Source organism: Nocardia sp. NPDC055002 (assembly GCF_053608825.1).
In genome coordinates, this window is the sequence record NZ_JBSGWE010000001.1 from 984,613 (window position 1) to 1,011,131 (window position 26,519).

At 68.1% G+C, this 26,519-nt stretch carries 28 protein-coding genes; 18 read left to right on the forward strand and 10 right to left on the reverse strand.

What is annotated here, in order from left to right:
* Positions 1-49: 49 nt before the first annotated feature.
* Together ACWF99_RS04630 and ACWF99_RS04635 are read left to right on the forward strand one after the other, a co-directional pair.
* A complete protein-coding gene (locus ACWF99_RS04630; RefSeq protein ID WP_452534679.1) occupies positions 50-922 on the forward strand; it encodes a LysR family transcriptional regulator in 873 nt (290 codons plus the stop codon).
* 88 nt (positions 923-1,010) lie between these two features.
* Positions 1,011-2,156 (forward strand): LLM class flavin-dependent oxidoreductase, encoded by a 1,146-nt coding sequence (locus ACWF99_RS04635; RefSeq protein WP_378631022.1) that lies wholly within the window; start codon positions 1,011-1,013, stop codon positions 2,154-2,156.
* A 30-nt stretch (positions 2,157-2,186) separates the two neighbouring features.
* On the opposite strand, the gene ACWF99_RS04640 is transcribed toward ACWF99_RS04635, so the two are convergent.
* The gene (locus tag ACWF99_RS04640) at positions 2,187-3,431 is read right to left on the reverse strand and encodes an MFS transporter (RefSeq protein WP_452534681.1); all 1,245 of its coding nucleotides are present in this window, start codon (positions 3,429-3,431) and stop codon (positions 2,187-2,189) included.
* Positions 3,432-3,505: 74 nt separating this feature from the next.
* Between ACWF99_RS04640 and ACWF99_RS04645 the strand changes: the two genes are divergently transcribed.
* Complete coding sequence (locus ACWF99_RS04645; RefSeq protein ID WP_452534683.1) at positions 3,506-4,336, forward strand: TetR/AcrR family transcriptional regulator; 831 nt, start codon at positions 3,506-3,508, stop codon at positions 4,334-4,336.
* A gap of 17 nt (positions 4,337-4,353) precedes the next feature.
* On the opposite strand, the gene ACWF99_RS04650 is transcribed toward ACWF99_RS04645, so the two are convergent.
* Positions 4,354-5,127, reverse strand: a complete 774-nt coding sequence (locus ACWF99_RS04650; protein WP_452534684.1) for a GntR family transcriptional regulator — start codon at positions 5,125-5,127, stop codon at positions 4,354-4,356.
* 107 nt (positions 5,128-5,234) lie between these two features.
* Here ACWF99_RS04650 and ACWF99_RS04655 point away from each other — a divergent pair, with 107 nt between their 5' ends.
* The 6 genes from ACWF99_RS04655 to ACWF99_RS04680 all read left to right on the forward strand — a co-directional run bounded on the left by ACWF99_RS04655 (position 5,235) and on the right by ACWF99_RS04680 (position 11,481).
* Positions 5,235-6,227, forward strand: coding sequence for a BMP family protein (locus tag ACWF99_RS04655; protein ID WP_452534685.1), 993 nt, complete (start codon positions 5,235-5,237; stop codon positions 6,225-6,227).
* Between the two features lie 6 nt (positions 6,228-6,233).
* Positions 6,234-7,859, forward strand: coding sequence for an ABC transporter ATP-binding protein (locus ACWF99_RS04660; RefSeq protein WP_452534687.1), 1,626 nt, complete (start codon positions 6,234-6,236; stop codon positions 7,857-7,859).
* A 155-nt stretch (positions 7,860-8,014) separates the two neighbouring features.
* A complete protein-coding gene (locus ACWF99_RS04665; protein ID WP_452535315.1) occupies positions 8,015-9,076 on the forward strand; it encodes an ABC transporter permease in 1,062 nt (353 codons plus the stop codon).
* Positions 9,073-9,999 (forward strand): ABC transporter permease, encoded by a 927-nt coding sequence (locus tag ACWF99_RS04670; RefSeq protein ID WP_452534689.1) that lies wholly within the window; start codon positions 9,073-9,075, stop codon positions 9,997-9,999. The genes ACWF99_RS04665 and ACWF99_RS04670 overlap by 4 nt, the downstream gene beginning before the upstream one ends.
* A gap of 28 nt (positions 10,000-10,027) precedes the next feature.
* Positions 10,028-11,008 (forward strand): ornithine cyclodeaminase family protein, encoded by a 981-nt coding sequence (locus tag ACWF99_RS04675; RefSeq protein WP_452534691.1) that lies wholly within the window; start codon positions 10,028-10,030, stop codon positions 11,006-11,008.
* Positions 11,005-11,481, forward strand: a complete 477-nt coding sequence (locus ACWF99_RS04680) for a nucleoside deaminase (protein WP_378631012.1) — start codon at positions 11,005-11,007, stop codon at positions 11,479-11,481. Before ACWF99_RS04675 ends, ACWF99_RS04680 begins: the two co-directional genes overlap by 4 nt.
* 55 nt (positions 11,482-11,536) lie before the next feature.
* Here ACWF99_RS04680 and ACWF99_RS04685 read toward each other — a convergent pair whose 3' ends face one another.
* Entirely contained in the window at positions 11,537-12,895 is a 1,359-nt protein-coding gene (locus ACWF99_RS04685) for an MFS transporter (protein ID WP_378631010.1), read from the reverse strand.
* A 104-nt stretch (positions 12,896-12,999) separates the two neighbouring features.
* Between ACWF99_RS04685 and ACWF99_RS04690 the strand changes: the two genes are divergently transcribed.
* A complete protein-coding gene (locus ACWF99_RS04690; protein WP_378662189.1) occupies positions 13,000-13,797 on the forward strand; it encodes an LLM class flavin-dependent oxidoreductase in 798 nt (265 codons plus the stop codon).
* A gap of 83 nt (positions 13,798-13,880) precedes the next feature.
* Here ACWF99_RS04690 and ACWF99_RS04695 read toward each other — a convergent pair whose 3' ends face one another.
* Both ACWF99_RS04695 and ACWF99_RS04700 read right to left on the reverse strand, forming a co-directional pair.
* The gene (locus ACWF99_RS04695) at positions 13,881-15,158 is read right to left on the reverse strand and encodes an RNA polymerase sigma factor (RefSeq protein WP_452534694.1); all 1,278 of its coding nucleotides are present in this window, start codon (positions 15,156-15,158) and stop codon (positions 13,881-13,883) included.
* A gap of 6 nt (positions 15,159-15,164) precedes the next feature.
* On the reverse strand, positions 15,165-15,584 hold the full coding sequence (locus ACWF99_RS04700) for a YciI family protein (RefSeq protein ID WP_452534696.1): 420 nt from the start codon (positions 15,582-15,584) through the stop codon (positions 15,165-15,167).
* Positions 15,585-15,836: 252 nt separating this feature from the next.
* Here ACWF99_RS04700 and ACWF99_RS04705 point away from each other — a divergent pair, with 252 nt between their 5' ends.
* The 5 genes from ACWF99_RS04705 (at position 15,837) to ACWF99_RS04725 (ending at position 19,749) form a co-directional block, all read left to right on the forward strand.
* Positions 15,837-16,616, forward strand: a complete 780-nt coding sequence (locus tag ACWF99_RS04705; protein WP_452534697.1) for a crotonase/enoyl-CoA hydratase family protein — start codon at positions 15,837-15,839, stop codon at positions 16,614-16,616.
* Between the two features lie 4 nt (positions 16,617-16,620).
* Entirely contained in the window at positions 16,621-17,427 is an 807-nt protein-coding gene (locus tag ACWF99_RS04710; RefSeq protein ID WP_452534698.1) for an SDR family oxidoreductase, read from the forward strand.
* 52 nt (positions 17,428-17,479) lie between these two features.
* A complete protein-coding gene (locus ACWF99_RS04715) occupies positions 17,480-18,049 on the forward strand; it encodes a TetR/AcrR family transcriptional regulator (protein ID WP_378631002.1) in 570 nt (189 codons plus the stop codon).
* Positions 18,050-18,134: 85 nt separating this feature from the next.
* The gene (locus tag ACWF99_RS04720) at positions 18,135-19,154 is read left to right on the forward strand and encodes a medium chain dehydrogenase/reductase family protein (RefSeq protein ID WP_452534699.1); all 1,020 of its coding nucleotides are present in this window, start codon (positions 18,135-18,137) and stop codon (positions 19,152-19,154) included.
* Positions 19,155-19,179: 25 nt separating this feature from the next.
* On the forward strand, positions 19,180-19,749 hold the full coding sequence (locus ACWF99_RS04725; RefSeq protein WP_378630999.1) for an ABC transporter permease: 570 nt from the start codon (positions 19,180-19,182) through the stop codon (positions 19,747-19,749).
* Between the two features lie 48 nt (positions 19,750-19,797).
* Here the strand turns inward: ACWF99_RS04725 and ACWF99_RS04730 are convergent, their stop codons facing one another.
* Positions 19,798-20,406: a TetR/AcrR family transcriptional regulator gene (locus ACWF99_RS04730; RefSeq protein ID WP_378662172.1), complete on the reverse strand. Its 609-nt coding sequence runs from the start codon at positions 20,404-20,406 to the stop codon at positions 19,798-19,800.
* Between the two features lie 118 nt (positions 20,407-20,524).
* Between ACWF99_RS04730 and ACWF99_RS04735 the strand changes: the two genes are divergently transcribed.
* Complete coding sequence (locus ACWF99_RS04735) at positions 20,525-21,451, forward strand: metal-dependent hydrolase (RefSeq protein ID WP_378630996.1); 927 nt, start codon at positions 20,525-20,527, stop codon at positions 21,449-21,451.
* Positions 21,452-21,462: 11 nt separating this feature from the next.
* The gene (locus ACWF99_RS04740; protein WP_452534702.1) at positions 21,463-22,614 is read left to right on the forward strand and encodes a hypothetical protein; all 1,152 of its coding nucleotides are present in this window, start codon (positions 21,463-21,465) and stop codon (positions 22,612-22,614) included.
* A 65-nt stretch (positions 22,615-22,679) separates the two neighbouring features.
* Here ACWF99_RS04740 and ACWF99_RS04745 read toward each other — a convergent pair whose 3' ends face one another.
* From ACWF99_RS04745 to ACWF99_RS04760, 4 genes are all read right to left on the reverse strand, one after another.
* Positions 22,680-23,405, reverse strand: a complete 726-nt coding sequence (locus tag ACWF99_RS04745; RefSeq protein WP_452534703.1) for an MBL fold metallo-hydrolase — start codon at positions 23,403-23,405, stop codon at positions 22,680-22,682.
* 23 nt (positions 23,406-23,428) lie between these two features.
* Positions 23,429-24,196, reverse strand: a complete 768-nt coding sequence (locus tag ACWF99_RS04750; protein WP_452534705.1) for a maleylpyruvate isomerase family mycothiol-dependent enzyme — start codon at positions 24,194-24,196, stop codon at positions 23,429-23,431.
* Positions 24,193-24,798, reverse strand: coding sequence for a TetR/AcrR family transcriptional regulator (locus ACWF99_RS04755; RefSeq protein WP_378630989.1), 606 nt, complete (start codon positions 24,796-24,798; stop codon positions 24,193-24,195). Before ACWF99_RS04755 ends, ACWF99_RS04750 begins: the two co-directional genes overlap by 4 nt.
* Before the next feature lie 192 nt (positions 24,799-24,990).
* Entirely contained in the window at positions 24,991-25,377 is a 387-nt protein-coding gene (locus ACWF99_RS04760) for a VOC family protein (RefSeq protein WP_452534707.1), read from the reverse strand.
* Positions 25,378-25,480: 103 nt separating this feature from the next.
* On the opposite strand from ACWF99_RS04760, the gene ACWF99_RS04765 reads away from it, so the two are divergent.
* Complete coding sequence (locus ACWF99_RS04765; RefSeq protein WP_452534709.1) at positions 25,481-26,479, forward strand: helix-turn-helix transcriptional regulator; 999 nt, start codon at positions 25,481-25,483, stop codon at positions 26,477-26,479.
* Positions 26,480-26,519: the final 40 nt, after the last annotated feature.

A 26,519-nucleotide genomic window follows, 5' to 3' on the forward strand; every position in this document is an offset into this window, starting at 1 on the left:
CACCATCAGGTCTAGTTCACATTCATGATGACGACCGTAAGCTGAACTGATGCTCGATGTCCGCAAACTTCGCCTGCTCCGCGAACTCGCCCATCGCGGCACCATCGCCGCGGTCGCCGAGGCGCTCAGCTATACGCCCTCGGCGGTATCCCAGCAGCTCACCGCTCTCGAACGCGAAGCGGGCGTCCCGCTGCTGGAACGCTCGGGCCGTCGCGTCACTCTCACCCCCGCCGCGCAACTCCTCGTCGGGCACACAGAGACGATCCTGGCCGCCCTCGAACACGCCGACGCCGAATTGTCCTGTACCAGGGACGAGCTGGCAGGCACCCTCCGCATCGGCACCTTTCCGACCGCGGCGCGCACCCTGCTGTCGCCCGCCCTCGTCACCCTGAGTACCGATCATCCGCGCCTGGAACTCACCGTCACCGAAATCGACCCCGCCGACATCCCGAACGCCCTGCGCGCGGGGACCCTGGATATCGCGCTCACCCACGACTACGACCTGGTCCCCGCCGACACGGACCCCTCCCTGCACAGCGAGCCCCTCCACACCGAAACCGTCTACCTGGCCACGCTGGCCCCGGTGCCCACCGAGGACTCCCTGGCAGCACACCGCCGATCGCCCTGGATCGCGGGCACCCCCGGCACCCTGTGCCATACCCTGACGATCCGAGCCTGCCAGGCAACAGGATTCACCCCTCACATCCGCCACCACGCCGACGACTTCGACACCGTCCTGACCCTCGTCGCCGCAGGCGCGGGCACCGCCATAGTCCCCGCCCTCGCCCTCTACGCACCTCCGGAACAAATCACCCTCACTCCCCTGCCCATCCGCCGCCACACCCAGCTCGTATACCGCAACGGCACCGGCCTGCATCCGGCGATCCACACCGCCCGGCTCGCCCTGCACGCCGCGGGATAGGAACGTCCGGCTTACCGCTGATCGGTGGGATAATCGAGCCGGTCGACACGGAGACCGCAGTAATGACATCGAGTAGTGGGAGTAGCCCATGGCACGAGTCAGGACCGGAATAGTCGATCCGGGTCTTCATTCCCGCTATGCGCCGGACTTCACCCACCGCACGGCGAAGTTCGTCGCCGCGACGACCGGTGCCGACTCCCTGTGGGTCGTCGACCATCTGATCGGATTGTTTCCCTCGTCGGTGTGGAAGCCGAGCCATGCGGGCGGTGCGCGGGTCGTGCCCGCCGCGGACGCGTACTACGAACCGTGGACCCTGCTCGGGCGCGCGGCGGCGCGGAATCGGTGGAGTCGGCTTCGGCTCGGGGTGGGAGTCACCGACGCCGGTCGCAGGCATCCGGCGGTGACCGCACAGGCCGCCGCGACCTTGCATCTGCTCAGCGGCGGGCGAGCGATTCTCGGGATCGGTCCGGGAGAACGCGAGAACAACGAGCCCTACGGTGTCGATTGGCAACGCCCGGTGGCGCGCTTCGAGGAGGCTGTCGCGACGATTCGGGCACTGTGGGAGTCCAACGGTGAGCCGATCTCCCGGGATTCCGAATTCTTCCCTTTGCGCGACGCGGTCTTCGCGCTGCCGCCGCACCGCGGTACCCGACCGGAGCTCTGGATGGGAGCGCACGGACCGCGCATGCTCAGGGTGGCCGGTCGATTCGCCGACGCGTGGCTGCCCGCCTTTCCGAGCAGCCCGGCCGAATACCGCGACAAGCTCGACACGATCAGGACCGCGGCCTCGAATGCCGGGCGCGACCCGTCTGCGGTCCAAGCGGCCGGGTGGCAGTGGATCATCACCGCGAAGTCGCAGACGATTGTCGACGAGATCCTCGACTCGGCGGTGATCCGCGCCTACATGCTCGCCGCGTCCGCGCAGGCCTGGGCGCGCCATGGTGTCGAGCATCCGTTGGGTCCCACGTTCTCCGGCGCCCAGGACATCCTCCCGCAGACCATCGACGAGGCCACCGCGCTGGAATACGGTCGACGCGCACCGCTGTCGTTGATCAGAGATGTCTTCCAGGTCGGCACACCGGCAGAGGTGCTCGACCAGATCGCCGAACGGCGCGACCACGGGTTGACCTACGCCGTGATGGTCGACCTCGGCGCGTGTCATCCGAAACTGCGGACAGGACTCCGGACCGGGTCATCGTTTGCCGAGGTCGCACGCGGAATCCGCCGGTTGTGACACCGCGGCGTTCCCTGATCCAGGCGACGTTCATTCGGTAGCGGCCGCCAGACGCGCCGAGCGCTGCAGGCGAGCGCCGAGCAGAGTCAGGCAGAGGGCAAGGACCAGGAGCAGCGCCAGGGTCCACGCCAGGGTCGAAAAGCCGTGTGGCGCAGTCGCTGCCGCGACGATCGGTCCCAGGGTCGCGCCGACGTAGAAGCTGAACATGGCGACCGAAGAGGCTGCCGCGCGGGCAGCGCCGCCGAGTTCGCCCGCGCTCTGCAAGACCGCGGGGGCGATGACGCCGAGGCCACCGACCAGGACCGCCAGCAGCACAGTGAGGACCGCCAGGTGCGAGCCTTCGAAGGTCGCCGCGACCATCGCGGTGGCCGCGATCAGCACGCCGAGCACCATCTGGGTGGGCCGCGACAGGCGCGCCAGCGGAATGGCGAGCAGTGGCAGCGCCACCATCACCGGCAGGGCGCCCGCCCGCAGGGTCAGCAGTTCGCCGGAGCCGGTGACCAGGCCGGTGAGCTCGATCCCGGTGTAGATGCCGACCATGACGGCCATGCTCAGGGCGCCCGCCACGAGCATCGGGAGCAGCGGCTTGATGCGCAGCACCGCGGGAATGGCGGCGTAGCTGTAGCGCAGCGGGAGGTCACGGCCGGTGGGGGCGTCATCGAGCATGACTGCCCGCAGCGCGAAGGCCAAGGCCGCGAAAACGACTGCGGAGCCGAGGAATACGGTGCGCCACGGGAACGATGCGACCACGGCCTGCGAGACGATCTGGGCGATGACGGTGGCGGCCAGGAAGGAGGTGGCCACCGACATGGTGACCACGGCCCGGTGCCCCGGCGCGATGCGTGTGCCGACGTAGGCCATGATCGCGGGCGGAATGGAGCCGACGACGAGGCCCTGCACGATCCGGAGCGCGACGGCCACGGGCGCACTGAACGCCAGGCCGGTCAACAGGGTAACCACCGCGGCCACGAGCATGCCGGTGACCAGGACCCGGCGATGGCCGTATCGATCCGACAGCGGGCCGAACAGCACGAAGCCGCCCGCGTACCCGAAGGCGAAGGCGCTGATGACCCACGTCATCGCCCCCGAACCCACACTCCACTCTGCTTTCATGGCTTCGAACAGGGGAATCGGCGTGTACATCTGGCCGGTGGCCAACAGGGCCGACAGCACGAAAACGGGGAGGGTGCGCCCGGTGTGCGTACGGGGCGACGTGTCGCGAACGCGGGCAGGGGCCGGACTTCCGACCGGAAGCTGGACTGTCGGTGATGCCATGTCGACGACACTAGGCTCGCCCAGAGACAGAGTCAACCAAATAGTTGGTTTAAAGACCTGGTAAAGTCGGCCCCATGACGGCGAGCACCATCAAACGCAGCGACGCGACCAGACAGGCCCTCTTGCGTGCGGCGCGAGCCGAATTCGCGCAGTACGGTCTGGCCGGAGCCCGCGTCGATCGCATCGCCGAGGCCGCCGGTGTCAACAAGGAACGCATCTACGGCCTGTTCGGCAGCAAGGACAGGCTGTTCGACGTCATCATCGTCGACACCATGCGCGAATTCATGGAGGTCGTCCAGCCACTCGCCGAGACCGAGCCCGGCGACTACGTCGGCAAGCTCTTCGACTACCACCGCGACCATCCGCAGCTGCTGCGCCTGCTGCTCTGGGAGGGTTTGCACCGCGGCGCCGACGCGCACGATGTCGACGGTTGGCGCGCTGACCACTACGGACAGAAATTCGACCGTGCCCAAGAACAATTCGGCGTCGACGAGAAGCAGGCGGGCCGCCTCCTGCTGGCCCTGTGCGGTCTCGCCAACTGGACCCACGCCGTCCCCCAGACCACCCGCCTGTTACTCGGCGACGCCGCCTCCGACACCGACGCCACCCGCGAGTTCGTGAAGGAATTCGCCCGGTCCGCACTGCGCAACCTCGCGGCCACGCCACAACCCGTCGCGCCACAGCCGGACGCCACCCTCCCCGAACCGGTCAATGCATTGACCGGTTCGGTGGACGACGCCGCCCGCCGCCTTCGCGAAGCCCAGGCCGCCGCCGATGTCGCCCGCGCGGAACTCGCAACCGCCCTGCGCACCGCCCACGCCGCCGGGGCCGGGGCGAATCAGCTCGCCCGCCGAGTCGCCGGAACCATGTCCCGCCCACTCGTCCTCAAGCTACTGACCGACTAGACCTGAAACGCCGCGATCTACGCGGTCTTCTCGCGGTGGGAGCCGCGCTGGCGGGTGCGGGTGGCCGAGACGGGGTCGATGTCGGGCATGGACCATTGGGCGGACAGGGCCAGGCTGGGCTCACGGCCGGAAGCGACGTGGCGGTAGGCGATTTCGGCGGCCGCGTCGCAGTCGTGCGCGGCGATGGCGGCGTAGAGGGCTTCGTGTTCGTCGCATTGGGTGCCGGGGTCGCGTTCCTTGGTCAGGTGGAACAACCAGCGGACTCGGGATTCCAAGGGGCGCAACAACGACTGCAACAGCGGGTTGCCGGACACTTCGACGATCACGGCGTGAAAGCCCGCGTTCGCGGCGGCGATCGCGGCTTGGTCGCCACGGGCGGTGGCCTGGCGGGCCGCGGTGAGCTGCGCGCGCAGGGCGGTGAGGTCGGCCGGCCCGGCGCGTTCGGCGGCCAGGCGCGCCGCGAGGACCTCGAGGCTTTCGCGAACGTCGAAGAGGTCACGCACGTCGGTCACCGTGAACGGGGCGACGATCGCGCCCTGCCGCGGCACGATGACGACCAGACCTTCTCGTTCGAGCATCTGCAGCGCCTCACGCAGCGGGATCCGCGAGATGGCCAGCTCGGTGGCGAGGTCGCGTTCCACGAGCCGCTGACCAGGGCTCAAGCGCAGATCGATGATCCGGTCACGCAATTCCTCGTAAGCCTGATCCCGCAGCGACTTCTTCGCCGGTTCGTCTGCCACCGCACCATCCTTCTGCTCCTGCACGCCACCACGGTAGTCCGCTCGCGGCATGCGACCGTTTCTTACTTTTCGGTAATCCGCCCGTCATCTCCGGGCCCCAGGCTGACACTTAACGGTATACCGCTAATTGAGCGGTTCGTTCGATCAAGGAGTACCCCGTGCACAAGTCCACTCGGCGCGCGATCGCCTTCGGCTCGGCCGCCCTCGCCGCCGCTGCCCTCCTGTCGGCCTGCGGTTCCGCCGACTCCACGGCGTCGGGCGGCAAGCTGAAGGTCGGCGTGTTCTTTCCCGGCTCGCTGTCGGACACCGGCTTCATGCAGTCCGGGTATCTCGGCTACCAGCGCATCGCCGACGCGCTGGGCGACAAGGTGGAACTCAGCAAGGTCGAACAGGTCGCCGCCAGCGACTACCAGCAGGCCCTGGTCCGCTTCGCCTCGACCAACGACCTGGTGATCTCCCTCGGCGGCCAGACCGACGCCGACGTGCGCAAGGTGGCGCCGCAGTTCCCGAACGTGAAGTTCGTCGAGATCGGCGGACCGGCCGACGCCAAGCCACTCGCCAACCTCGCCTACTACGACCCGCAGCAGGCCGAGGCCGAATTCCTCAGCGGCGCGGTATCGGCGGCGGGGTCGAAGTCGGGCACGGTGGCCTTCGTCGGCGGCGTCGAACTGCCCGCGATCGTCAACGCCGCCAACGCCTTCGGCAACGGCGCCCGGTTCGCTAAGCCGGACGCGAAGGTGCTCACCCCGCAGTACGTCGGCGACTTCAACGACCCCGCCAAGGCCAAGCAGGCCGCACTGGCCGACTACGGCGCCGGCGCGGGCACGCTCGGCCAGATCGTCAACCTGGGCAAGGCGGGCATGGAGCAGGCCGCCACCCAGTCCAACGCCACGATGGTCGGCGGCCCGATCCCCGGCGACTGCACCAACCCGGCGTACCTAGGCTACGTACACACCGATATCGGCGCCGAGGTCGAGTTCGCGGTGAAGGCCGTTCTGGACAACTCGTGGAAGGCCGAGAACGTGCGCTTCGGGCTGACCTCGCCCAACGACGGCACCGATTTCGTGTTGTGCAGCAAGGACTCCGGGGTCGCCGACGCACTCGCGAAGGCGAAAACGGCCCTGTCCACCGGCGCGGTCAAGCCGTACTGATCCACGATGAACACTCCCGCATTGACCCTGCACGGGGTCGGCAAGCGCTTCGGTGATGTGCAGGCGCTGCACGATGTGGACGTCACCGTCGAATCCGGCACTGTCCATTGCATTCTCGGCGAGAACGGCGCGGGCAAGTCCACGCTGTGCAATGTCGTCTTCGGCGGCTACCACCCGGACACCGGACGTATGCAGCTGGGCGGCAAGGACTTCCGGCCCGACTCCCCCGCCGCCGCAATGGCTTCCGGTGTCGCCATGGTGCACCAGCACTTCAGTCTGGTCACCACCATGACCGTCGCGGAGAACCTGCTGCTCACCCAGCCCGGACTCCGGTCGCGCCGCAAGGAACTGACCGACCGGCTCGATGAGATCGCGCAGCGTTACCGCCTGCGCGTCGACCTCGACCAGCAGGTCGCGACCATGCCGGTCGGCGCCAGGCAGAAAGTCGAGATCGTCAAGGCGTTGCTGCGTGATCCGGCGCTGATCCTGCTCGACGAACCGACGGGAGTGCTCGATCCGGCCGAGATCGACGCGTTGATCGACACCTGCCGCGCCATCGCCGCCGACGGCAAAGCGGTGGTCCTGGTGACGCACAAACTCGGTGAGGTGGCCAGGGTCGCCGATGCCGCGACCGTGCTGCGCCGCGGCACGGTCGCCGGTGGCGGGCGGATGTCGAACACCACCATCGCCCAGCTGCTCACCGCGATGGTGGGCCGCACCGCTGCCGACCTCGACCCGACCGTCGCCGCTACCATCGGCCTGGATCCCGCCGATTCGGCGAAGACAGCAGATTCACCCGCAACGGCTCTCCCGGTCGGCCCTGCCACCGAATCGACCCCGTCCAGCGCCGGTCTCGTGTCGTCTGCCGAATCCGATTCCCCCGCACCGGTTCTCACCATCGATCGAGTGACTGTGCATCGCGCCGACGGCAGCGCGGCGCTCGACGAGGCGTGTCTGGTCGTGCAGCCCGGCGAGATCGTCGGGATCGCGGGCGTCGAGGGCAACGGGCAGAGCGAGCTCGTCGCGGTTCTCGCCGGGGCTACCCCGGTGAGCGCCGGCACGGTCACGCTCGCCGACACCGAGATCACTACCGCCACCCCCGCCACCCGGACCGGGCTCGGACTCGGCGTCGTGCCCGAGGACCGCCACCGCGACGCGATGGTCGCCGAGATGACCCTGGCGGAGAACCTCTTCCTCGGCCGACTCGGCCGCTTCCGGCGCTTCGGACTGCTCGACAAGCAGGCCATGGGCCGCGCCGCCCAGGCCGAACTCGACCGCTTCGACGTGCGCGCTGCCGGGCCGTGGGTGCCGATGGGCTCGCTCTCGGGTGGCAATCAGCAGAAGGTGGTGCTGGCCCGCGAGCTGTCCGCCGCGAACCTGCGCTGCCTGGTCGCCGCCCAGCCGACGCGCGGATTGGACATCGGCGCAGTCGATTTCGTGCTGACCCAGCTGCGCCATGCGGCCGCCGACGGCTGTGGGGTGCTGGTGGTGTCGAGCGAGGTACCCGAGTTGCTCGCGCTGTGCGACCGGGTGTTCGTCGCGTATCGCGGCACACTCGCCGGACCGATCGAGACCTCCGATCCCGCAGCGGCACAACAGATCAGCGAATTGATGATGGGAGTCGCGGCATGAGCGCACCGAGTCGGACCACGACCGCGGCCACCGCGCCCCCACCTCGGCGAACGTCGCTGGGCGTGCTGCGCGGGCTCGGCAAGCCTTCCTCGAAGCAGCACCCGGCAGGCTTGCGCCAGTGGGCACACCACCCGATCGTCGTCGCCGTCGCGGCGATGCTCGCGGCGGGGGTGATCGGGCTGATCCTGGCCGCGGTCGCCGGCGCCGCACCCGGCGCCACGATGACAGCACTGTGGGAGGGCATGTTCGGCAGCGACTACGCGATCGGCGCCTCGCTCAATGTCGCGGCCACGCTGATGCTGGTGGCTGTCGGCTTCACCATCGCCCACCGCGCCGGGCTGATCAATGTCGGTGGCGAGGGCCAGATCTGCGCCGGTGGCATCGCCGCCACCGCGATCGGCACCACGCTCACCGGTGCGCCCGCCGCGATCACCCTGCCCGCCGTGCTGATCGGGGCGGCAGCCGCGGGCTGGTCGTGGGCCGCCATCGCGGCGTACCTGCGGGTCGCGCGCGGCACCAGCGAGATCATCACCACGCTGCTGCTCAACTTCGTCGGCCTTGCGCTGGTGCTGCTCGTCGTGCACGAGCCCGCGCTGCTGCGCCAGCCGGTGACGTCCTCGGAGACGCTGCCGCAGTCCGAACAGCTCACCGCGGCCGCGCATCTGCCGCTGCTGGGCATCGAACGCTCCCCCGCGACCATTGCCCTGTGGATCGCCGTGGTGGCCGCGTTCGGCACCGCGATCCTGGTGCGCCGCACCGCACTCGGTACCCGATTGCGGGCGGTCGGGCTCAATCCCGACGCGGCGGCGCGGCTCGGGCTGCCGGTGCGGCGGCTGCGTTTCCTGAGCCTCTCGGCGGCGGGCGCGTTCTCCGGTGTCGCGGGCGGGCTGCTGGTGGCGACAGCGCCGTTCGTCCTCGCCGAAGGGTTCTCCTCCGGATACGGATTCTCCGGTCTGGTCGTCGGTCTACTGGCACGTGGCTCACTGGCCGCGGTGGTCGCGGTGTCGCTGCTGCTCGGGTTCCTCGTCTCCGGCGGGATCAACCTGCAGCTGGCCGCGAATGTGCCCGCGTCGACCATCTCGGTCGTGGAGTCGCTGATGATCGTGTTCATCGCCGGCGCCGCCATCTGGACCTATCGCAGACGCAAGTCCGAACCCGCCGCACCACAACCGGTTCCCTCGGTGGGCACCGCCGATCTGGCAGGAGCGCCGCGATGAGCCTCGACACCGTCACCGATATCGCCACCAGCGGAATCGGTTTCACCCTGCCCATCCTCGTCGCCGCGAGCGGTGAGCTGGTCAGCGAGCGCGCGGGTGTGCTCAATCTGAGCCTCGAGGCGATGATGCTGACCGGCGCGTTCGCCGGTGTGCTCGGCGCCGTCACCACCGGTTCGCCGGTACTCGGCGCGGCCACCGCGGTGCTCGCTGCCCTGATCTTCGGTGTGTTGCAGGCGATCTGGAGTATCGGCTTGCGCGCCGATCAGATCGTCGTCGGCATCGCGAGCAACGCCCTGGCGCTCGGTGCCACCACCTACGGTGCGCGTCTGCTGCTCGACGACGGCAAGGGCCACAGCGTTCCCGGCTTCGACGCGCTACCAGTACCTGTGCTGCACCATATCCCGGTGCTGGGTCCCGCTCTGTTCGGGCAGACCGCCCTCGGCTATCTGTGCATCGCGATCGTCGCCGTCCTGGCGTTCATGTTCTCCCGCCGCACCAAGCTGGGTCTGGTGATCGACGCGATCGGCGAGGACGCCGTCGCGGCCGACCGCACCGGTCTGCCCGTGAAGGCCGTCCGCTACGGCTGTGTGCTGCTCGCCGCGTTCGCCGCCGGCCTCGGCGGCGCGCAATTGGCGCTGTCGGAGGTGCATTCGTTCAGCGACAACATGACCGGCGGCATCGGCTATCTCGCCGTGGTCGCGGTGATCGCGGGCCGCTGGCGTGCGCTCGGGGTGATCTGGGCATCGGTGTTCTTCGGCCTCGCCCAGGCCCTGCAGTTCGCACTGCCCGCCCTCGGTGTCGATGTGCCGTTCGCGCTGCTGGTGATGCTGCCCTATCTGATCGCGATCGTCGCCGTCAGCGGCTTGGTCGGCAACAGCCGCTCGCCGCGCGACCTCACCGTCGCCTTCGCCCGAACTTCCTGACCCGCCACCACTTTCGTAGGAGCCACCGTTGACTCTGATCCTGTCGCACTCCGATGTGACCGCCGTCCTCGATCGCGGCGAGGTGCTCGCCGCCGTCGAGCGCGCGCACGCCGATCTGGCACTGGGCACCGCGTTCGCCCCCGCCCCACCGGCGATGGCACTGGGCGGCGCCGCCTTCGTGCCCATGGTCGCCGCCGCCGAATCCGCCGGTGCCGCCGCCGTCAAGCTGCTCGCCGACCTGCCCGCCAATCGCGCGCGCGGTCTGCCGGTGCAGCGGTCGGTGATCGTGGTGACCTCGGCGGCCGACGGTTCGTGCGAGGCCCTGATCGACGGACGCCTCGTCACCGCCGTCCGCACCGCCGCCGCCAGCGCGGTGGCGACGAAATACCTTTCCCGACAATCGAGTTCGGCACTCGGTGTGATCGGCGCGGGCAATCTGGCCGTCGAGCACACCCGCGCGATAGCGACCGTGCGCGAGCTCGAGACCGTGCTGGTCTGGTCGCGCACCGCCGCCACCGTCGACCGATTCCGCAGTGCGGTAGCCGATCTCGGACTCGAGGTACGTGTCCTCGACAGCCCGGAGGCGGTCACCCGTGCCGCCGACGTGCTGTGCACCCTCACGCCCTCACGCGAGCCGATCGTCCACGGCGCCTGGTTCGGCGAGGGCCTGCACGTCAACGCTGTGGGCGCACCGCCGAGGGCGGATCACCGGGAGGTGGACGGCGAGGCCATGCGGCGGTCCAGGGTCGTCGTAGACTCGATCGGCACCACGCTCACCAAGTCCGGCGACACGCTGATGGCCATCGCCGAAGGCGCGATCACCCAGGACGCGGTGGGCACCGAGCTGGGCGAGGTGATCGCGGGCCGGGCAGTCGGCCGTCGCGGCGACCGCGACATCACCCTGTTCAATTCGGTGGGCATCGGCTTGCAGGATCTGGCCGCGGCCCGCCTGCTCATCGACAAGGCCCGCGCCAACGGCATCGGAACGGAAGTGGATCTCACCTCATGAGCGAGCTGACCGATATCGACATCACCCATCTGCGCCGCGCCATCGACCTCGCCGGGCACGCCGCTGCGCTCGGCGACCGCCCCTTCGGCGCGGTCGCCCTCGGCCACGACGGCGCGGTTCTGGCCGAGGGCGTGAACGCGGTGAACACCACCGGCGATGTCACCACCCACGCCGAACTGGTCGCGATCACCCTCGCGACCGCCGCGGGCCACGCGGCGAAACTGCGTGGCGCCACCGTCTACGCCAGCGGCGAACCGTGCCCGATGTGCGCCGCCGCGATGGTGTGGGCCGGGGTCGGTCGCATCGTCTTCGCCGCGGCCGCAGCCGAATTCGGGCCGATCATGCCCCCGAGCACCAGTTTCGGACTCACCTGCGCCGAGGTCGTCGCGAGCTCGAACGTGTCGATCGAGGTCAGCGGACCACACCTGGGCGAGGAAGCTCTCGCCGTGTTCCGCGCGGCCGCGAAGAACTAGCCCGAACACACCGAGGGCGCGGCGCCGCATCGACGCCGCGCCCTCGGTGCACGAACTATTTCACCGCGACGACCTCGGCGGGCTCGCCCAGTTCACGCTGTTCCTCGATCGCCTCGGGCGTGCCCGGCACCTGGGTGCCGCGCAGCGAGACACCCTTGGTCTCGATGAGGAAGAAGGACGCGATGAGGCCGACCGCGCACGCACCGAACATGTAATACGCCGGCACCATGTTGTTGCCGGTCGCGCTGATGATCGCCTCGTTGACCACCGGAGCGGTGCCACCGAACATCGAGGTGGCGACGTTGTAGCCGATCGCCACACCGGCGAAACGCACGATCGTGGGGAACATCGCGGGGAACGTGGCCGAGATCGTCGCCAGCTGGGGAGCGTAGAGCAGGCCCAGGATCGCGAAGCCGGCGATCGCGCCGGTGAGCGAGGAACCGATCAGGTGGTACACCGGGATCACCGCGATCATCATCGCCGCGCACGAGAACATCCACATCGGTTTGCGCCCGATCCGGTCCGAGAGAGCACCGAGGAACGGCAAGGTGCACAGCATCGCGACCTGGCCGATCAGCGGCACGAGCAAGGCATCGGATTCCTCCATGCCGATCGTGGAGCCGAGGTAGGTCGGGGTGTAGCTGAGCAGCGAGTAGTTGACGACGTTCAGCGCGATCACCAGGCCGAACAGAGTCAGCACCGGGCGCAGGTACTTCGTCACCAGATCGCGATAGACGCCGGAGACTTCCTCGGTCTCGTCCTTGCTGTCGACCTCGCGGAACACCGGGGTGTCCTCCACCCGGCTGCGCAGGTACATGCCGATCAGGCCGAGCGGACCGGCGATCATGAACGGGATGCGCCAGCCCCACGAATTCATCGACGCGTCGTCGAGGACATTCACCAGCAGCAGGGCGACCAGATTGCCGAGCGTGAAGCCGGCGAGCGTGCCGACCTCGAGGAAACTGCCATAGAATCCGCGCTTGCGATCGGGTGCGTATTCGGCCATGAATGTCGCGGCGCCACCGTATTCACCACCGGCGGAAAGTCCCTGGATCATGCGCAGCGCGTACAGCAGAATCGGGGCGCCGATGCCGATCATGTCGAAGCTCGGGATAAGGCCGACGGCGAGAGTGGATCCGGCCATCAGAATAATCGTGGTGGCGAGCACGCGCTTGCGCCCGATACGGTCGCCGAGCGGACCCCAGATCATGCCGCCGACCGGCCGGATCAGGAACGATACGGCGAAGCCGAGCAGCGTGTAGACCATCCCGGACTCGCCGTCACCGGGGAACAACGATCTCGCGATATACGTCGCCAGATAGGCGTAGACACCATAGTCGAACCATTCGACCGCATTACCGATCGCCGACGCACCGATTGCCCGGTGCAGCACCGTTTTCGATTCCCTTGACATCCACAACACCCTCTCGTCGTCGCCTTTCACGAATACCCGACCTCTTTGCGAGCAAACGTTACGAGCGCGCGAAGACCGGCATTTATGGCCTCTATACTGCGAATATGGTCCTGCGACACGGGGTATATCTGCCGCCGTTCGGCGAACTGGCCGACCCGCGAGTGCTGGCCGAGATCGCGGTCGAAGCCGAGACCGCGGGCTTCGACGGCGTCTTCGTCTGGGACCACGTGGCCCGTCCCCATGACGAGGGTCTCGCTGTCGGCGACGCCTGGATCGGACTGGCCGCGATCGCCGCCGCGACGAGCCGGGTGGTGTTCGGTCCACGTGTGACCCCCTTGTCACGCAGGCGCCCCCAGGACGTGGCCCGCGAAACCGTGGCTCTCGATCTGCTCAGCAACGGCAGGCTCGCCCTCGGCGTCGGCCTCGGGTCCGAGGCGACCGGCGAGTTCTCCCGGCTCGGCGAGGTGAGCGCCCCACGGGACCGCGCGCAGCGACTCGACGAGGCGCTGACGGTGATCACCGAACTGTGGTCGGGCGAGGTCGTCCACCACGACGGACCCGCCTATCGGGTGGACGGGCTGCAATTCCTGCCACGCCCCCTCCAGCGGCCGCGCATCCCGATCTGGGTCGCCGCCCAATCCGTCCACCGGGCCCCGCTGCGGCGGGCGGCACGCTACGACGGGCTCTGCCCCGAGGCGAGTCCGGATGAACTCGTCGACATGCTGGCGATCATCGCCGAACACCGCGGCGATCTGAACGATTTCGCGGTCGCGGTGGCCGCCTCCACCGACCGCGACCGTGCGGCCTACGAAAAGGCAGGCGCGACTTGGTGGTTGGCCGAACTGCCGATGCTGTGCACGAAGGCGGCGGCGATCACCCGCGTTCGCCGAGGCCCCGACTGAGCTGGATCGAGCACCGAGCGAACAGGGCAGCTCGGCCATGGCCGAGCGGTTCACCACACCGCGCGGATCGCGGTGCTCGACGATCAGGCGAGTCCGGCGAGTTTGTTTGCGAGGACGGTCTTCTCACGTTCGTTGCCGCACCGGCGGAGGGCTTCGGCGAGCTCCGCACGAGCTTCGGTGGTGCGGCCGAGCCGGGTGAGTAGTTCACCGCGCACGCTGGGCAGCAGGTGCGAGGTGGACAGGGCGCCGGATGCGGTGATCTCGTCGACGATCGGCAGGGCCGCGGCGGGCCCGTCAGCCATCGACACCGCGACCGCCCGGTTGAGATCCACCACCGGCGACGGTGCGAGCCTGCCCAGTGCCTCGTACAGCACCACCACCCGCTCCCAGTCGGTCCGCTCGACCGACGGTGCGACGGCGTGACATTCGGCGATCGCGGCCTGCAGCCCGTAGGCGCCCAGCCCACGCCCGACCGCACCGGCTTTCACCAGCGCCGCACGACCGCGCCGGATCGCCGAGCGGTCCCAGCGGCGGCGGTCCTGCTGTTCGAGCAGGATCGGCTCACCGTCGGGACCGGTGCGGGCGGGGAATCGCGCCGCGGTCAGTTCGAGCAGCGCCAGCAGTCCGTAGACCTCGGGTTCGTCGGGTATCAGCCGCGACAGCACGCGGGCCAGCCGCTGCGCTTCCCCCGCGAGATCGAAGCGGATGAGGTCGTCGCCGGTGCTGGCCGACGACCCCTCGGTGAAGATCAGATAGATGACCCCGAGCACCGAACCCAGCCGGGCTCGGCGCTCGGCGACGGGCGGCACCTCGAACGGGACTTCGGCGGCGCCGAGGGTCTTCTTCGCCCTGGTGATCCTTGCCTGCACCGTCGCGGTCGGGACCAGGCACGCCTTGGCGATCTCGTCGCTGGTCAGACCGCCGACGACGCGCAGCGTCAAGGCCAGCCGGGCCTCCCGCGAGAGCACCGGGTGACACGAGATGAACATCAGCGCGAGCACATCGTCGTCGATCTGATCGGGATCCCACAGCACGTCGTGCCCAGCACGCACAGGGTCCCCGCCGGTGAGCGCGTCGCCCTCGCCGAGGTCGGCGGCGAGGGCGGTGTAGCGGTCGTCGAGGGCGGCCCGGCGACGGAACGCGTCGATGGCCCGGCGTCTGCCGACGGTGAGCAACCACCCGGCCGGCTGACGTGGCACGCCTTCGCGCGGCCAGGTCACCAGTGCCTCCGCGAACGCCTCCTGGGCGAGATCCTCGGCCATCGCGAAGTCGCGGGTGTAGCGCGCGAGGGCGCCGACGATCCGGGCCGATTCGATCCGCCACACGGCGGCGACGGCCTCGCGGCCGGTGTGGTCGCTCATCGTGTCTCAGAGCTGGCCGGTGGCCTCACGCCACGCGCGCTCCCTCGCGACCCAGACATTGTCCTGCGGGAATTCATCGATACTCGGCACCCGTCGGATCTCGGTCTTGGTGCCCGGCACGACGACCGGCATGCGCTTGGCCCACTCGATCGCCTCCTCTTGGGAGGCCACGTTGAGAATGTAGAACCCGCCGAACAGTTCCTTCGTCTCCCCGTAGGGCCCGTCGGTGACCACCGGGGTCTCCGACGAGTAGTCGACGACTACGCCCTGCGCCGCGTCGTCGAGCCCCTCGGCGGCGACCAGCACCCCGGCGCTGATCAACTCGTCGTTGAACTTGCCCATCGTCTCGAGCATCTCGTTGAAGTCGATGTCGGCCGCCGCGGCCCAGGCTTCGTCGGTGGCGCGCATGATCAGCATGAACTTCATGATTTCGTCTCCTCGGATCGGTGTGGACCCGCCTGCCGGGCCCTGTGTTCATCCCTAGGTCGAACGGGCACCGCTGCGGATCGACACCCGGCCGAAAATTCTTTTCGCGAGTGTTCGGCAGCCTACGACGAGTGCCGGGTGCGCGCGACGACGACGGACACGAATCCCCGATTCGGGTATTCAAGATCGTCCGGCGTGATACAGATCGAAGAGGTTTGTCATGCTGACAGCCACCTAGCGAAGGAGTCACTCGTGAGCGCAGTTCTCGTCGAGCAACGCGAGCATGTGCTCGTCATCGTGCTGAATCGGCCCGAGGCCATGAACTCGGTCAACGCCGAAGTGAGCACGGGGGTCGGCGAGGCGCTCGAGCGAGCCGAGACCGACCCGCAGATCCGCGCGGTGGTCCTCACCGGCGCGGGCGAGCGGGCGTTCTGTGCGGGCGCGGATCTCAAGGCGCTGAGCCGCGGTGAGTCGATTCTCGCCCCGGGACATGAGGATTGGAACCTGGCCGGGTACGTCCGGCATCCGATCAGCAAGCCGACCATCGCCGCGGTGAACGGTTTCGCCCTCGGCGGCGGCACCGAACTCGTCCTGGCCAGCGATCTCGCGGTCGCCGCCGAGACCGCCACCTTCGGCCTGCCCGAGGTCGCCCGCGGCCTGTTCGCCGCGGCGGGCGGCGCGTTCCGCCTGCCCGAGCAGGTCCCCCGCAAGGTCGCGATGGAGATGATCCTCACCGGTGAGCCGATCACCGCGGCCCGCGCGCTGGAGCTGGGCCTGATCAACCGTGTCGTGCCCGCCGGTGGGGTCCTCGATGCCGCGCTGGCCCTGGCCGGTCGGATCGCCGAGAACGCGCCGCTGGCGGTGCAGGCGAGCAAGCGGGTCGCACTGGGCATGATCGACGGAAAGCTCGCCGACGACGCCGCCTGGGACCAGACCAACCGCGAGATCGTGGGGGTCGCCCAGACCGAGGACATGCGCGAGGGCGCCATGGCTTTCGCGCAGAAGCGCAAGCCGAACTGGCAGGCGCGCTGACACGGTGCGGATCCTGATCCTCGGCGCCTCCGGTTTCGTCGGCAGCGCGCTGCACGCGCAGTTCGCCGCGAACCATGAGGTCGTCGGGACCAGCCGGGGCGGGCACGGGCTCGCCCCGGTGGATCTCGCCGACACCGGCGCGGTGCGCGCACTCGTCGCACGAGGTTTCGATGTCGTCGTCCACACCGCCGGTGTCGTGGATCTCGGTGCCGCGCAGCGTGATCCCGCCGCGGCCCATGCCGCGAACGTGGCGCCGATGGTCCCGCTGCTCGACGCCATCGGCGACACGGGCGCGAAGCTCGTCTACCTGTCGACCGACAATGTCTTCGACGGCACCGCCGAGCACTACGACGAAAGCGCAACGCGCACACCGATCAACGTCTACGGCGAGACCAAGGTGGCCGCCGAGGATCTGGTCCTCGAACGCGACCGGCACTTGGTCGTGCGCCTGCCGCTCGTCTACGGGCGCAGTCCACTGTCGAACAAGTTCCTGGCCCGCTTCGCCGCACCCGAGATCCACGCGCGCACCGATATCGTCTGCAATCCGCTGTACTTACCCAGCCTGGCGCCCGCACTCGGGCAGCTCGTCGACGAGGCGGGCGTCGTGCACCTCGCGGGCGCGGAAACTCTCAGCCGCTACGACCTCATGACCCGGGTCCGCGACCATCTCGGCGCACCGGCGCGCGTCGTGGCAACCGACCGCTTCTCCGCTGTCCAGGACTGCCCACGGCCATTGCGCCTGGTCATGCGCAGTAATCGGCACAGCCTGACCGGCCCGGACGTGGACACCGCCCTCGCCGATCTGCACTGAATCTCCGGTCACCCGTTGACGCCCGTCAGAGAGTGAGTGTACAGTCACTCACATGACCAAGCGCGGCGCCACCCTCTCCACCTCGGACGTCCGGCGTGACGCGGTCGTCGACGCGGCGATCATCGAGTTCGCCAAGACCGGCTACCACGGCACCCCGATCAACACCGTCGCCGCGCGCGCCGACATCTCCCCCGCCTACGTCTTCAAACTCTTCCCCGGCAAGGTCGCCCTGTTCGTCGCCGCGCTCGATCACTGCTTCGAGCTCGTCGAACGCGCGATGTCCACGGGCGCGGCCAATTCCACCGCGACCGACCCGGCCGCCATCCTGCACGACATGGGCGGCGCCTACGCCGAACTCATCGCCGACAAGAGCCTGCTCATGTTGCAGGTGCACGCCCAGTCCGCCACCGACATCCCCGAAATCGCCGACGCGTTGCGCCGCGGCCTGGCCAAGGTGACCACGTTCGTGCAGCGCCGCTCCGGCGGCACCCCCGAACAGATCCAGTACTTCATCGCCTACGGCCAGCTCTGCCACCTCGTCACCACCCTCGGACTCGACGGCAACGACAGCGCGTGGGCCACCGCTCTCACCACCGGAATGCGCCACCCGAAAGCCCACTGACCCTTCGCTCCAGCCTTTTCAGGGTGGAGCTTTCTTTTGCAGCAAGAGTGATTGACCAGTCACACACCACGGAAGGTAGCCCCTGATGAACACCACCACCGCCACCGAAATCGTCCTGCCCGGTCGCGTCGACCCCAGCGGCCTGCTCGTCACCCGACGCGAACTCCCCGCACCCGCACCGGGTCGCGCACTGGTTCGAGTCGATGCCTCCGGGGTGTCCTTCGCCGAGCAGCAGATGCGCCGCGGCAAGTACTACGACCAGCCGCCGTTCCCCTTCGTGCCCGGCTACGACCTGGTCGGCACGGTGGTCGAGGCCCACGACGCGACGCTGGTGGGCAAGCGGGTAGCCGCGTTGACCAAGACCGGCGGCTGGAGCAGCCACGTCGACCTCGACGCCGCCGATCTGATCCCCGTGCCGGACACCCTGGACGCCGCCGATGCGGAAACCTTTGTCGTGAACGGCATCACCGCCTGGCAGATGCTGCACCGCGTCGCCGATGTTCAGCCGGGCGCGACGATCCTCGTCCACGGCGCCAACGGCGGCGTCGGCTCGACCCTGGTCCAATTGGCCCGTGCCGTGGGCATTCACGTGATCGGCACCGCGTCCGCTCGCCATGCCGACGCGGTCACCGCGCTGGGCGCCACCTGGATCGACTACCGCGCCGATGTGCCACACCAGGTTCGGGCCATCGCACCGCACGGTGTCGACGCGGTGTTCGATCATATCGGCGGGCCCGGCATCAGCGATTCGTTCGGCCTGCTCGCCGACGGCGGCACCCTCGTTTCCTACGGAACGGCAGCTACCAAGAACGACGAGGGCGACTCCCGGTTGCCCGTGCTGAAACTGTTCGCCCGCCTGCTGTGGTGGAACATGCTGCCCAACAAGCGAAACGCGCACTTCTACAACCTGTGGGCAGGCAAGCGCAACATCACCCGCTTCCGTGCTCGGATCGCCGAAGATCTGTCGCAGGTCTTCGCACTCGCCGCCGCCGGCACCGTCACCGCCCAGGTCGCGGCCCGCATCACTCTCACCGATGCCGCCCGAGCTCTGGAGCTCGCCGAATCCGGCACCGTCACCGGCAAAGTCGTCCTCGTCAGCGCCTGACCCGCCCACACCCTGGAGATCAGTCATGTACGTTTCCCAGCCCGTCCGCACCGTCCTCGACAATCGCCCCATCTACCTGAGCTTCGGCCTCGCCTGGCTGGTCGGCCACGGCACCTTCGCCCTCAGCCATGGCCCGAACCCCTTGCTCGACCTCCCCGGATTCGTGCCGACCGCGCTGCTGGGTGTCGGCCTGCTGGCGGCCATGATCGTGACCACCGTCGTCTCCCTCCGAGCCCAACGCGGCGCGACCGGACAGGAAGCGGTCGTGGGCAACCTGCTCGGCGCATCGTGGCTGGTCGGTTTCGCCGCGCTGTTCTTCCTGATCACCGCGCTCGGTTCGACGCTGAGCCCCGACACCGCAGCGACTCTCTGGCCGACCGGGTCCGGGTTGATCGTCGGACTGCTCTACCTCGCCGGCGGTGTCGCGTACCGCGACGTCCTGCAATACACGCTCGGCGCCTGGCTGGCCGTGAGCTCTACGGCCGCACTGTTTCTCGACGGCGCGTACCTGTACTGGGCGCTGGCACTGGCCGGCGGCGGCAGCTATCTGCTCGCCGCCGCGCTCGAGCCACGCAGGATCGCCGCCGCGCGCTGAACATCGGTCACGTGCCCGCCCGGAATTCCGGGCGGGCGCGTTCGCCGTTCAGCCCCTCTGTTGCGCGCCGATCGCCGATCCCATCCATCGCCGCAGGTATCGGCGCAGTTCGTCGTCGGAGCGTGCCGGGTTGCCCGGCGACAAGAAGAACGACTGCATGGTGCGCAGCACGTATTCGACGAGTTCGCGCAGCGCGGGCTCGTCGTAGCCGTGGGCGGCCCAGTCGACATCGAAGCGGCGGATCATGGTCATACCGAAGGCTTGGGCCTCGTCGGAGGTCATGCCTTCCGGGTGGGCGTTGGAATACGAGCTCGACAGCAGAATTCCCAGGTGGGGGGTCCGGCGAACATCGGTGAGGGTGAAGACGACGGCCTCTGTCATCGCTTCGACCGGGTCGCCCAGGCCGCTGACCTGACGGGTGAGTCGATCGAGGAAATCGTCGACCGAGGCGATGGCCGAAGCGGTCATGAGCGCGTCGGCACTGGGGAAATACCGGTACACCGTCTGCCGGATGACACCGAGGGACTCCGCCACGTCGGCGATGCTGATCTCCGCACCGGTCCGGCCGATGAGTTCGACCGCGGCAGCGATGATCCGGCGCGTCGCCTCCGCATCGTCACCCGGCGGACTGCCGCCCCACCCACGTCTACGCGCCACCACGTGGACGCTAGCACAACCCCAGGTCAGAGCGAATTCCGCGAAAGCGATCATACACTCGAAGGCTCATTCGTATGATTGCTTTATCAACCGTGGCCGAACAACGAGGTAACTCACCGTGACCGACCTTCACGTCCGCAAAATGGATTTCGCGTTCTCCGACTACGACGTGCCGTTTCTGTGGAATCCACAGAACCCGGCGTTCTCGTCGATGGCCAATGCCGTTTCGTTCCTGGCTATCGGCTTCGAGAAGATGATCGTGCAGCTGATCACGCAGGCGAAACCGCAGATCACCGACCCCGAGGTGGCGTCGGAGGCCGACGCCTTCATGCGCCAGGAAGGGCAGCATTCGACGGCGCATCGCCAGCATGTCAAGGCGCTGATCCGCCGCTATCCCGGCTTGCAGCAGACCCTCGACGCGGTGATCGGCGAGTTCGACAAGCTCACCGCCGAGACCTCGGTGAAGTACCGCCTCGCCTACACCGCCGACCTCGAGGCGACGTTCACGCCGGTGTTCAAGCTGATGCTCGACAACGACAAGAATCTGTTCGCCCCCGGCGACGACCGCGTCGCCTCGCTGTTCATCTGGCATTTCGTCGAGGAAGTCGAGCACCGCAGTTCGGCGCTGATCATCTTCAATTCGGTGGTCGACAGCGAGCTGTACCGGATGCGGGTGGCGGCCTCGATCTTCCGGCACGTGTTGCAGGTGATCCGGGTGGCGTGCGAGGGCTTCAACGAGCATGTGCCGCTGGAAGATCGGCAGGTCGACGCGCTGTCGATGTTCGCCAACTACCGCCGCGGTCAGACCCTGCGCCGGTGGCTGCCGTTCCTCCAGCCGGCCGACAACGGCACGATGCCGCGCGCGTTCGACGATCTCGGTCTGCGCGAACAGCTCGTCGCGCTGGGCGGCATCATCCGCAGTCAGACGCCCGGGCACAATCCGGCGCACGAGAAGCTGCCCGCACTCGCCGACGAGTGGTTCCGCCGCTATGACGAAGGTTACGACGTAACCCGTTGGTACACAGCCGATTCCGTCAGCTCGTAGAAGGTAGCCCGATGGCCGAACACTGCTCCCCCACCTTCGCCGAACTCGCTCACGAACTCGGCTTCTCCTGCGAGGAGGCGGGCGGACTCGTCGAGTTCCGCAACCCGTTCGCCCTCGAGAACTGGACCCTGCCGGTCCTCGAGCTCACCATCGTCGTCGGCGCGGTTCTCGCGCTCTGGTATGCGATCGTGCGCCTGCGCCGCCACGGCGACCCGACCAATCTCGTGTTGTGGTTCGGTGCCACCGCCTACCTGTTCGTCATCGAACCGCCGCTGTACTTCCCGGCGGCGTTCGGCATCGAAGAACACGTCGACACGATGTTCGCGCACAACGTCTTCACCGTGGACTTCCTCTGGGGCCGACTACCCATCTACATCATCGCGATCTACCCGCTGATGGCGACGATGGCGTTCGGTATCGTCCGGATGCTCGGCATCTTCCGCCGCTTCGGCACCCTGATCGGCGCCACCTGCGTCGGCTTCGTCCACCACGCCTTCTACGAGATCTTCGACCACCTCGGGCCCCAATTGCGCTGGTGGGAATGGTCGATCGACAACCCGATCAACCAGCCGATGTTCGATTCGGTCCCGATGGGCAGCGTCGTCGTGTTCGCGGCCCTGTGGCCGATGTCGCTGGCCTTCTGCGTGCAGTATTTCGTCGGCCGTCACGTCGACGACGGCCGACACTTCTCCGGCGTCGAATTGACCTGGCGCACCATCGTCATCGGCCTGCTGGCCTCGGTCGGCACCTTCCTGCTCCCCCTGCCCGCCACTGTCATCGGCATGAGCGGCACCACCGTGCGCGGCATCGTCTACGCACTGGAACTCGCCGTCCTCGCGGTGGTCGCCGGGATCGTCATGGTCCGCCAATGGACCGAACTACGGCGGGGAACCGCCACACCCCCGCAGTACGAAGACCCCTTCGTCCAACGATTCGCCACTCTCTACCTGGTCGTCTTCGCCGCTCTCTGGATAGCGTCGCTCCCCGACTTCTTCGCCGCCGTCAACGGCGAAACAACCAACGGCGACCCCATCGGAAACCTTTGGTACACAGCAGCCTGCTTCGCCGTCGCGATCGCTTCGGTCCTGGCGACCTTCACCGTGCCGCGCGCACGGCCCACCCCGGACGCACCCGTGGCGGCAGCATCACAAGCCCCGGGCTGATCCGCGCTCGAAGCGGTCAGCAGAACATCCCCTTCCGCTCGGCATCTATCGCCTGCGGCAAGCCATCACGCCGTGGCGTCGCCGATGCGGTGGCGGTAGCTGTCGGCCAACGCGCGCAGCGCGGCGCCGCCGTCGCCGGTGAACGACGAACCGTGCATCAGCGCCAGCGTTTTCGGTGCGAGCTCGGCGAGTCCGTCGACGATCATCGGGGTCGCCGGTGCGAGCGACGAGTAGGCGAACAGGTCCTCAGTGTGAACGGCGGGGCCGACGATGTCGTCTGTGGTGAGGGCCGCACCCGCACCGAGGTGGGTGAACAGATCCCCACACAGCAGAGTCTGCGTGGTTTCCTCGAACAACACCCGCGCTTCCCAGCCGTGCGGGGTGTGTGGGGTGTCGATGTGGCGCACTCGCATCCGGCCGAGTTCGATGGTTTCACCATTGGCAAGCGGTCTCGGTGGCCGGTCGGCCATGTGGTCCAGCGACACCATGCAGCCGACAGCACCGTGGGCGACCTGCGATTCGGGGGCAGCGGCGAGGAACTGGTTCATCGACCCGCATTCGTCGGATTCGACGTGCCCGAAGGTGATCCACCGCAGCCGGTTCACCGGTGTGATCCGTGCTATCGCCGCCGCGACATCGGCGAACATCGCGCGATGCCCGGTGTGGAACAGCAGCGGCTGATCATCGGCGAGCAGGAACTGGTTGAACGTCAGCCCCTGTTCGCCGATGTCGGGCACGAACGTCGAGATGCGGTAGATGTCGGGGGCGATCTCATCGATGGTGGTGGTCATGGTCGGCTCGATTCGGTGCAGTGTCAGAACGGCACTTGGATGGTCAGTAGTCCGGCGCCTTCGGCGCGGCCGGCGAGGATGCGACAGAATTCGACTGCGTCGAGGTCTAGGCGTTCATCCGTTGTGCCGCAATGCCATCGGCCTCCGGCCGCGCCTGTCAGGCGCAGGTTGTAGGGCATGCCGTGACGGGCGGCCCATTCCTGGACCACATCTGCCACGATCGCCCCGTCGTGCTCCTCGGTCAGCACGAGAGCGTGCCCGGTGGCCCGGGCCAGGTCGATCCGATGCATCCACGGGTCACGGGTGAGGATCGTGTCGATGGCGTACCCGATGGTCCACCGTTCGGCGGCGCCGTTGACCAGTTGCTGCTCGGGGATTGTTCGATTGCGCAGCAACCTCGGGGTACGTCCGCGCGCTGCCGCGGCCTTGGGTGCGATGGCCGCCATCGACCGGACCAGCTGATCCGTCGTCTGCTGTCCGAATCGTTCGACCTGATACGCGGTCACGGCGTCGACGAGCTGTCGGCCGGGCCGCAACCGCTTGCGGGCAGCCCGGGTCTGGCGGACATTCTCCAATGGGGAGGATGCCATCGTGGACATACCGACCACGTGGGCGACGAGGTCGTGCACGGTCCACCCGGCGCACTCGGTTGGTGTGGTCCAGTCGTCACCGTCGAGCGAGGCGACCGCGTCGGCGAAGCGCAAGTACTCGTCGCGGGCGAGCCGCATCGCGTCGGCATGGGTGAGCGTCGCGCGCCGCGCAGTCACCGCCGTCTGCTCGACAGCCGTCATTTCTGCGGCTCCTTCGTCGGCGGAAGGCCGACACTGTCGGCCCACATGTCCACGGCGCGGTCCAGCAGCTTGCGCCGACTGTGCCCGCCCGGATCGTTGGCGAGCTGCTGATCGACCAGGCCGGACAGGACCGCGATCCAGATCTCCACGTCGTCGCGGTCGGTCACGCCGATCGTGGCGAACACCGCGATGACCTCGTCGAGCGCGCGGACCGCCGACGCGTACGCATCGGGCGAGGGTTCGAATCCCGGGATCGTGCGCTGGTTCATCAGCTGATAGCGGGCGAGATCGGCAACCGCGAAATCGAAGTACGCCAGTGCCATGACGCGCACGAGGCCGCGAGGGTCCGCGGGTGCCGAGCGTAGCGCGTCGAGCGAGACGCGCTCGCACTCACTCCAAGCCTGCTCGAACATCGCATCGTAGATCGCGTTCTTCGATCCGTAGTGCGAATACAGCGACGGCGCCCGCATTCCGATCCGCTCGCCGACTTCGCGCAGTGTCAGCTGCGCCAGTCCCCGCTCACGTGCGATCTCCCACGCGGCCTCGACAATTTCCTGCCGCGTCGCCTCACGCCGTTCCGCTTTCCGATCACGCCTCGGCATAGCGTCCATAGTTAGTTATTATGAACGTCGTTAGGCAAACGGTCAACGGCAGAGTGCATCAGCCTGGGAGATCCGCGCCGCTATCTGATCCAAGAAGGGCACAGGCAGAATTGCGCCGATCGGCATCGCATTCATCCCATCAGACATGTTCTCCGACAGCATGTTTCGCTCCGATCCTGGATTTCTGTGGGCCTACCCGACAGCCTGCGCGGCGACCGGGGTGAACAGGTTGATCAGGTTGCCGTCGGGGTCTCGGAGCAGGAGCGACCGGTTGCCCCACGGCATCGTCGTCGGCTCGTTGACGAAGTCCTCGACGGAGTCGCGCAACCTGCGGTAGTCGGCGTCGACGTCGCGGACCATGAACTCGATGATCGCGGTGTGATTGTCGGCGGGGCGCGCGCTGCCGGCCCCGAACAATGCCACCGTACGCACGCTTCCGATCGCGAGTGTGCCGGCCGGCGTGACGATCTCGGCGAAATCCGGTGTAGCCCACCGGGCTTCGACACCGGTCACTCGCTGATAGAAGCCAACCAGCCGTTCGATGTCGTCGGTGATCAGGCGGATCGAGACGAGGTTCATTGCGTACTCCTGCTGTCGGGAAGGGCGGAAGTTCCACCGCCGAATCCCACGGTAGAGGCGATACCGGACAGTTTCCGCCCGGTATCGATGGGAGAATTGCCGGATGACGCGCCCCACTGCCCGAGTACTGGCCCTGCTCGAGATGTTGCAGGCGGGCGGTACCCATACCGTCGGCGACCTCGCTGGGCGGCTGGGCGTGGACGAACGCACCGTCAGGCGATACGTCACCCATCTCACCGACCTGGATATCCCGGTCCGCTCGGTCCGCGGCCGCTACGGCGGGTACCGACTCGCTCCCGGCTACCGGATGCCTCCGCTGATGCTGACCGATGACGAGGCGGTAGCCGTGCTGCTCGGACTCCTCACCAGCCATCCGACGACATCAGCCCACGCCGCCGACAGCGCGACCGCCAAACTCCGCCGCGTCCTGCCCGCACGCCTGGGTGCTCGTCTCGACGCACTGATGAACACCGCCGAATTCACCGCCGACGCCCGCCCCGAAGTCCCGGTCGAAACCGCCGTCCTCCTCGACATCGCCGCGGCCACCCGCGAACACCGACCGATCGCCATCGTTTACACCGACCGCAACGGACAACACTCGCAGCGAACCGTGCACCCCTACGGCCTCGTCGCCCACTCCGGCCGCTGGTACCTGACGGCGATGGACAACAACAGCGACGACCTACGCCAGTTCCGACTGGACCGCATCACCGAGACAACCACCCTCCCCGAAACCTTCACTCCACCGAGCGAATTCGACCCGACCACCCACCTCGTGTCCGCACTCGCCACTGCCCCCTACCGACACGAGGTATCGATCCGCGTCCAAGGCACACCCACCCAAATCCGCCCACTACTCCCCGCGACCATCGCAACGCTGCACGAAATAGACTCCCCACCCACCGATCCCACCCCCTGGGTCCGAGTCCTCATCCGCGCCGAACACCTCGACTGGATTCCCCCCGTCCTCGCCGCCCTGGACCACCCTTTCGTCATCGAGCACCCCGACGCCCTCAACGACGCCGTGCGCGCCCTGGGCCAGCGCCTCACCGCCGCCACGACATCCGACCAGAACCCACCGTCCGGTAACGCCGATGACTGAGCATCGTCGAGATCAGCTGGGCCAGCTGGCAATCGCACCG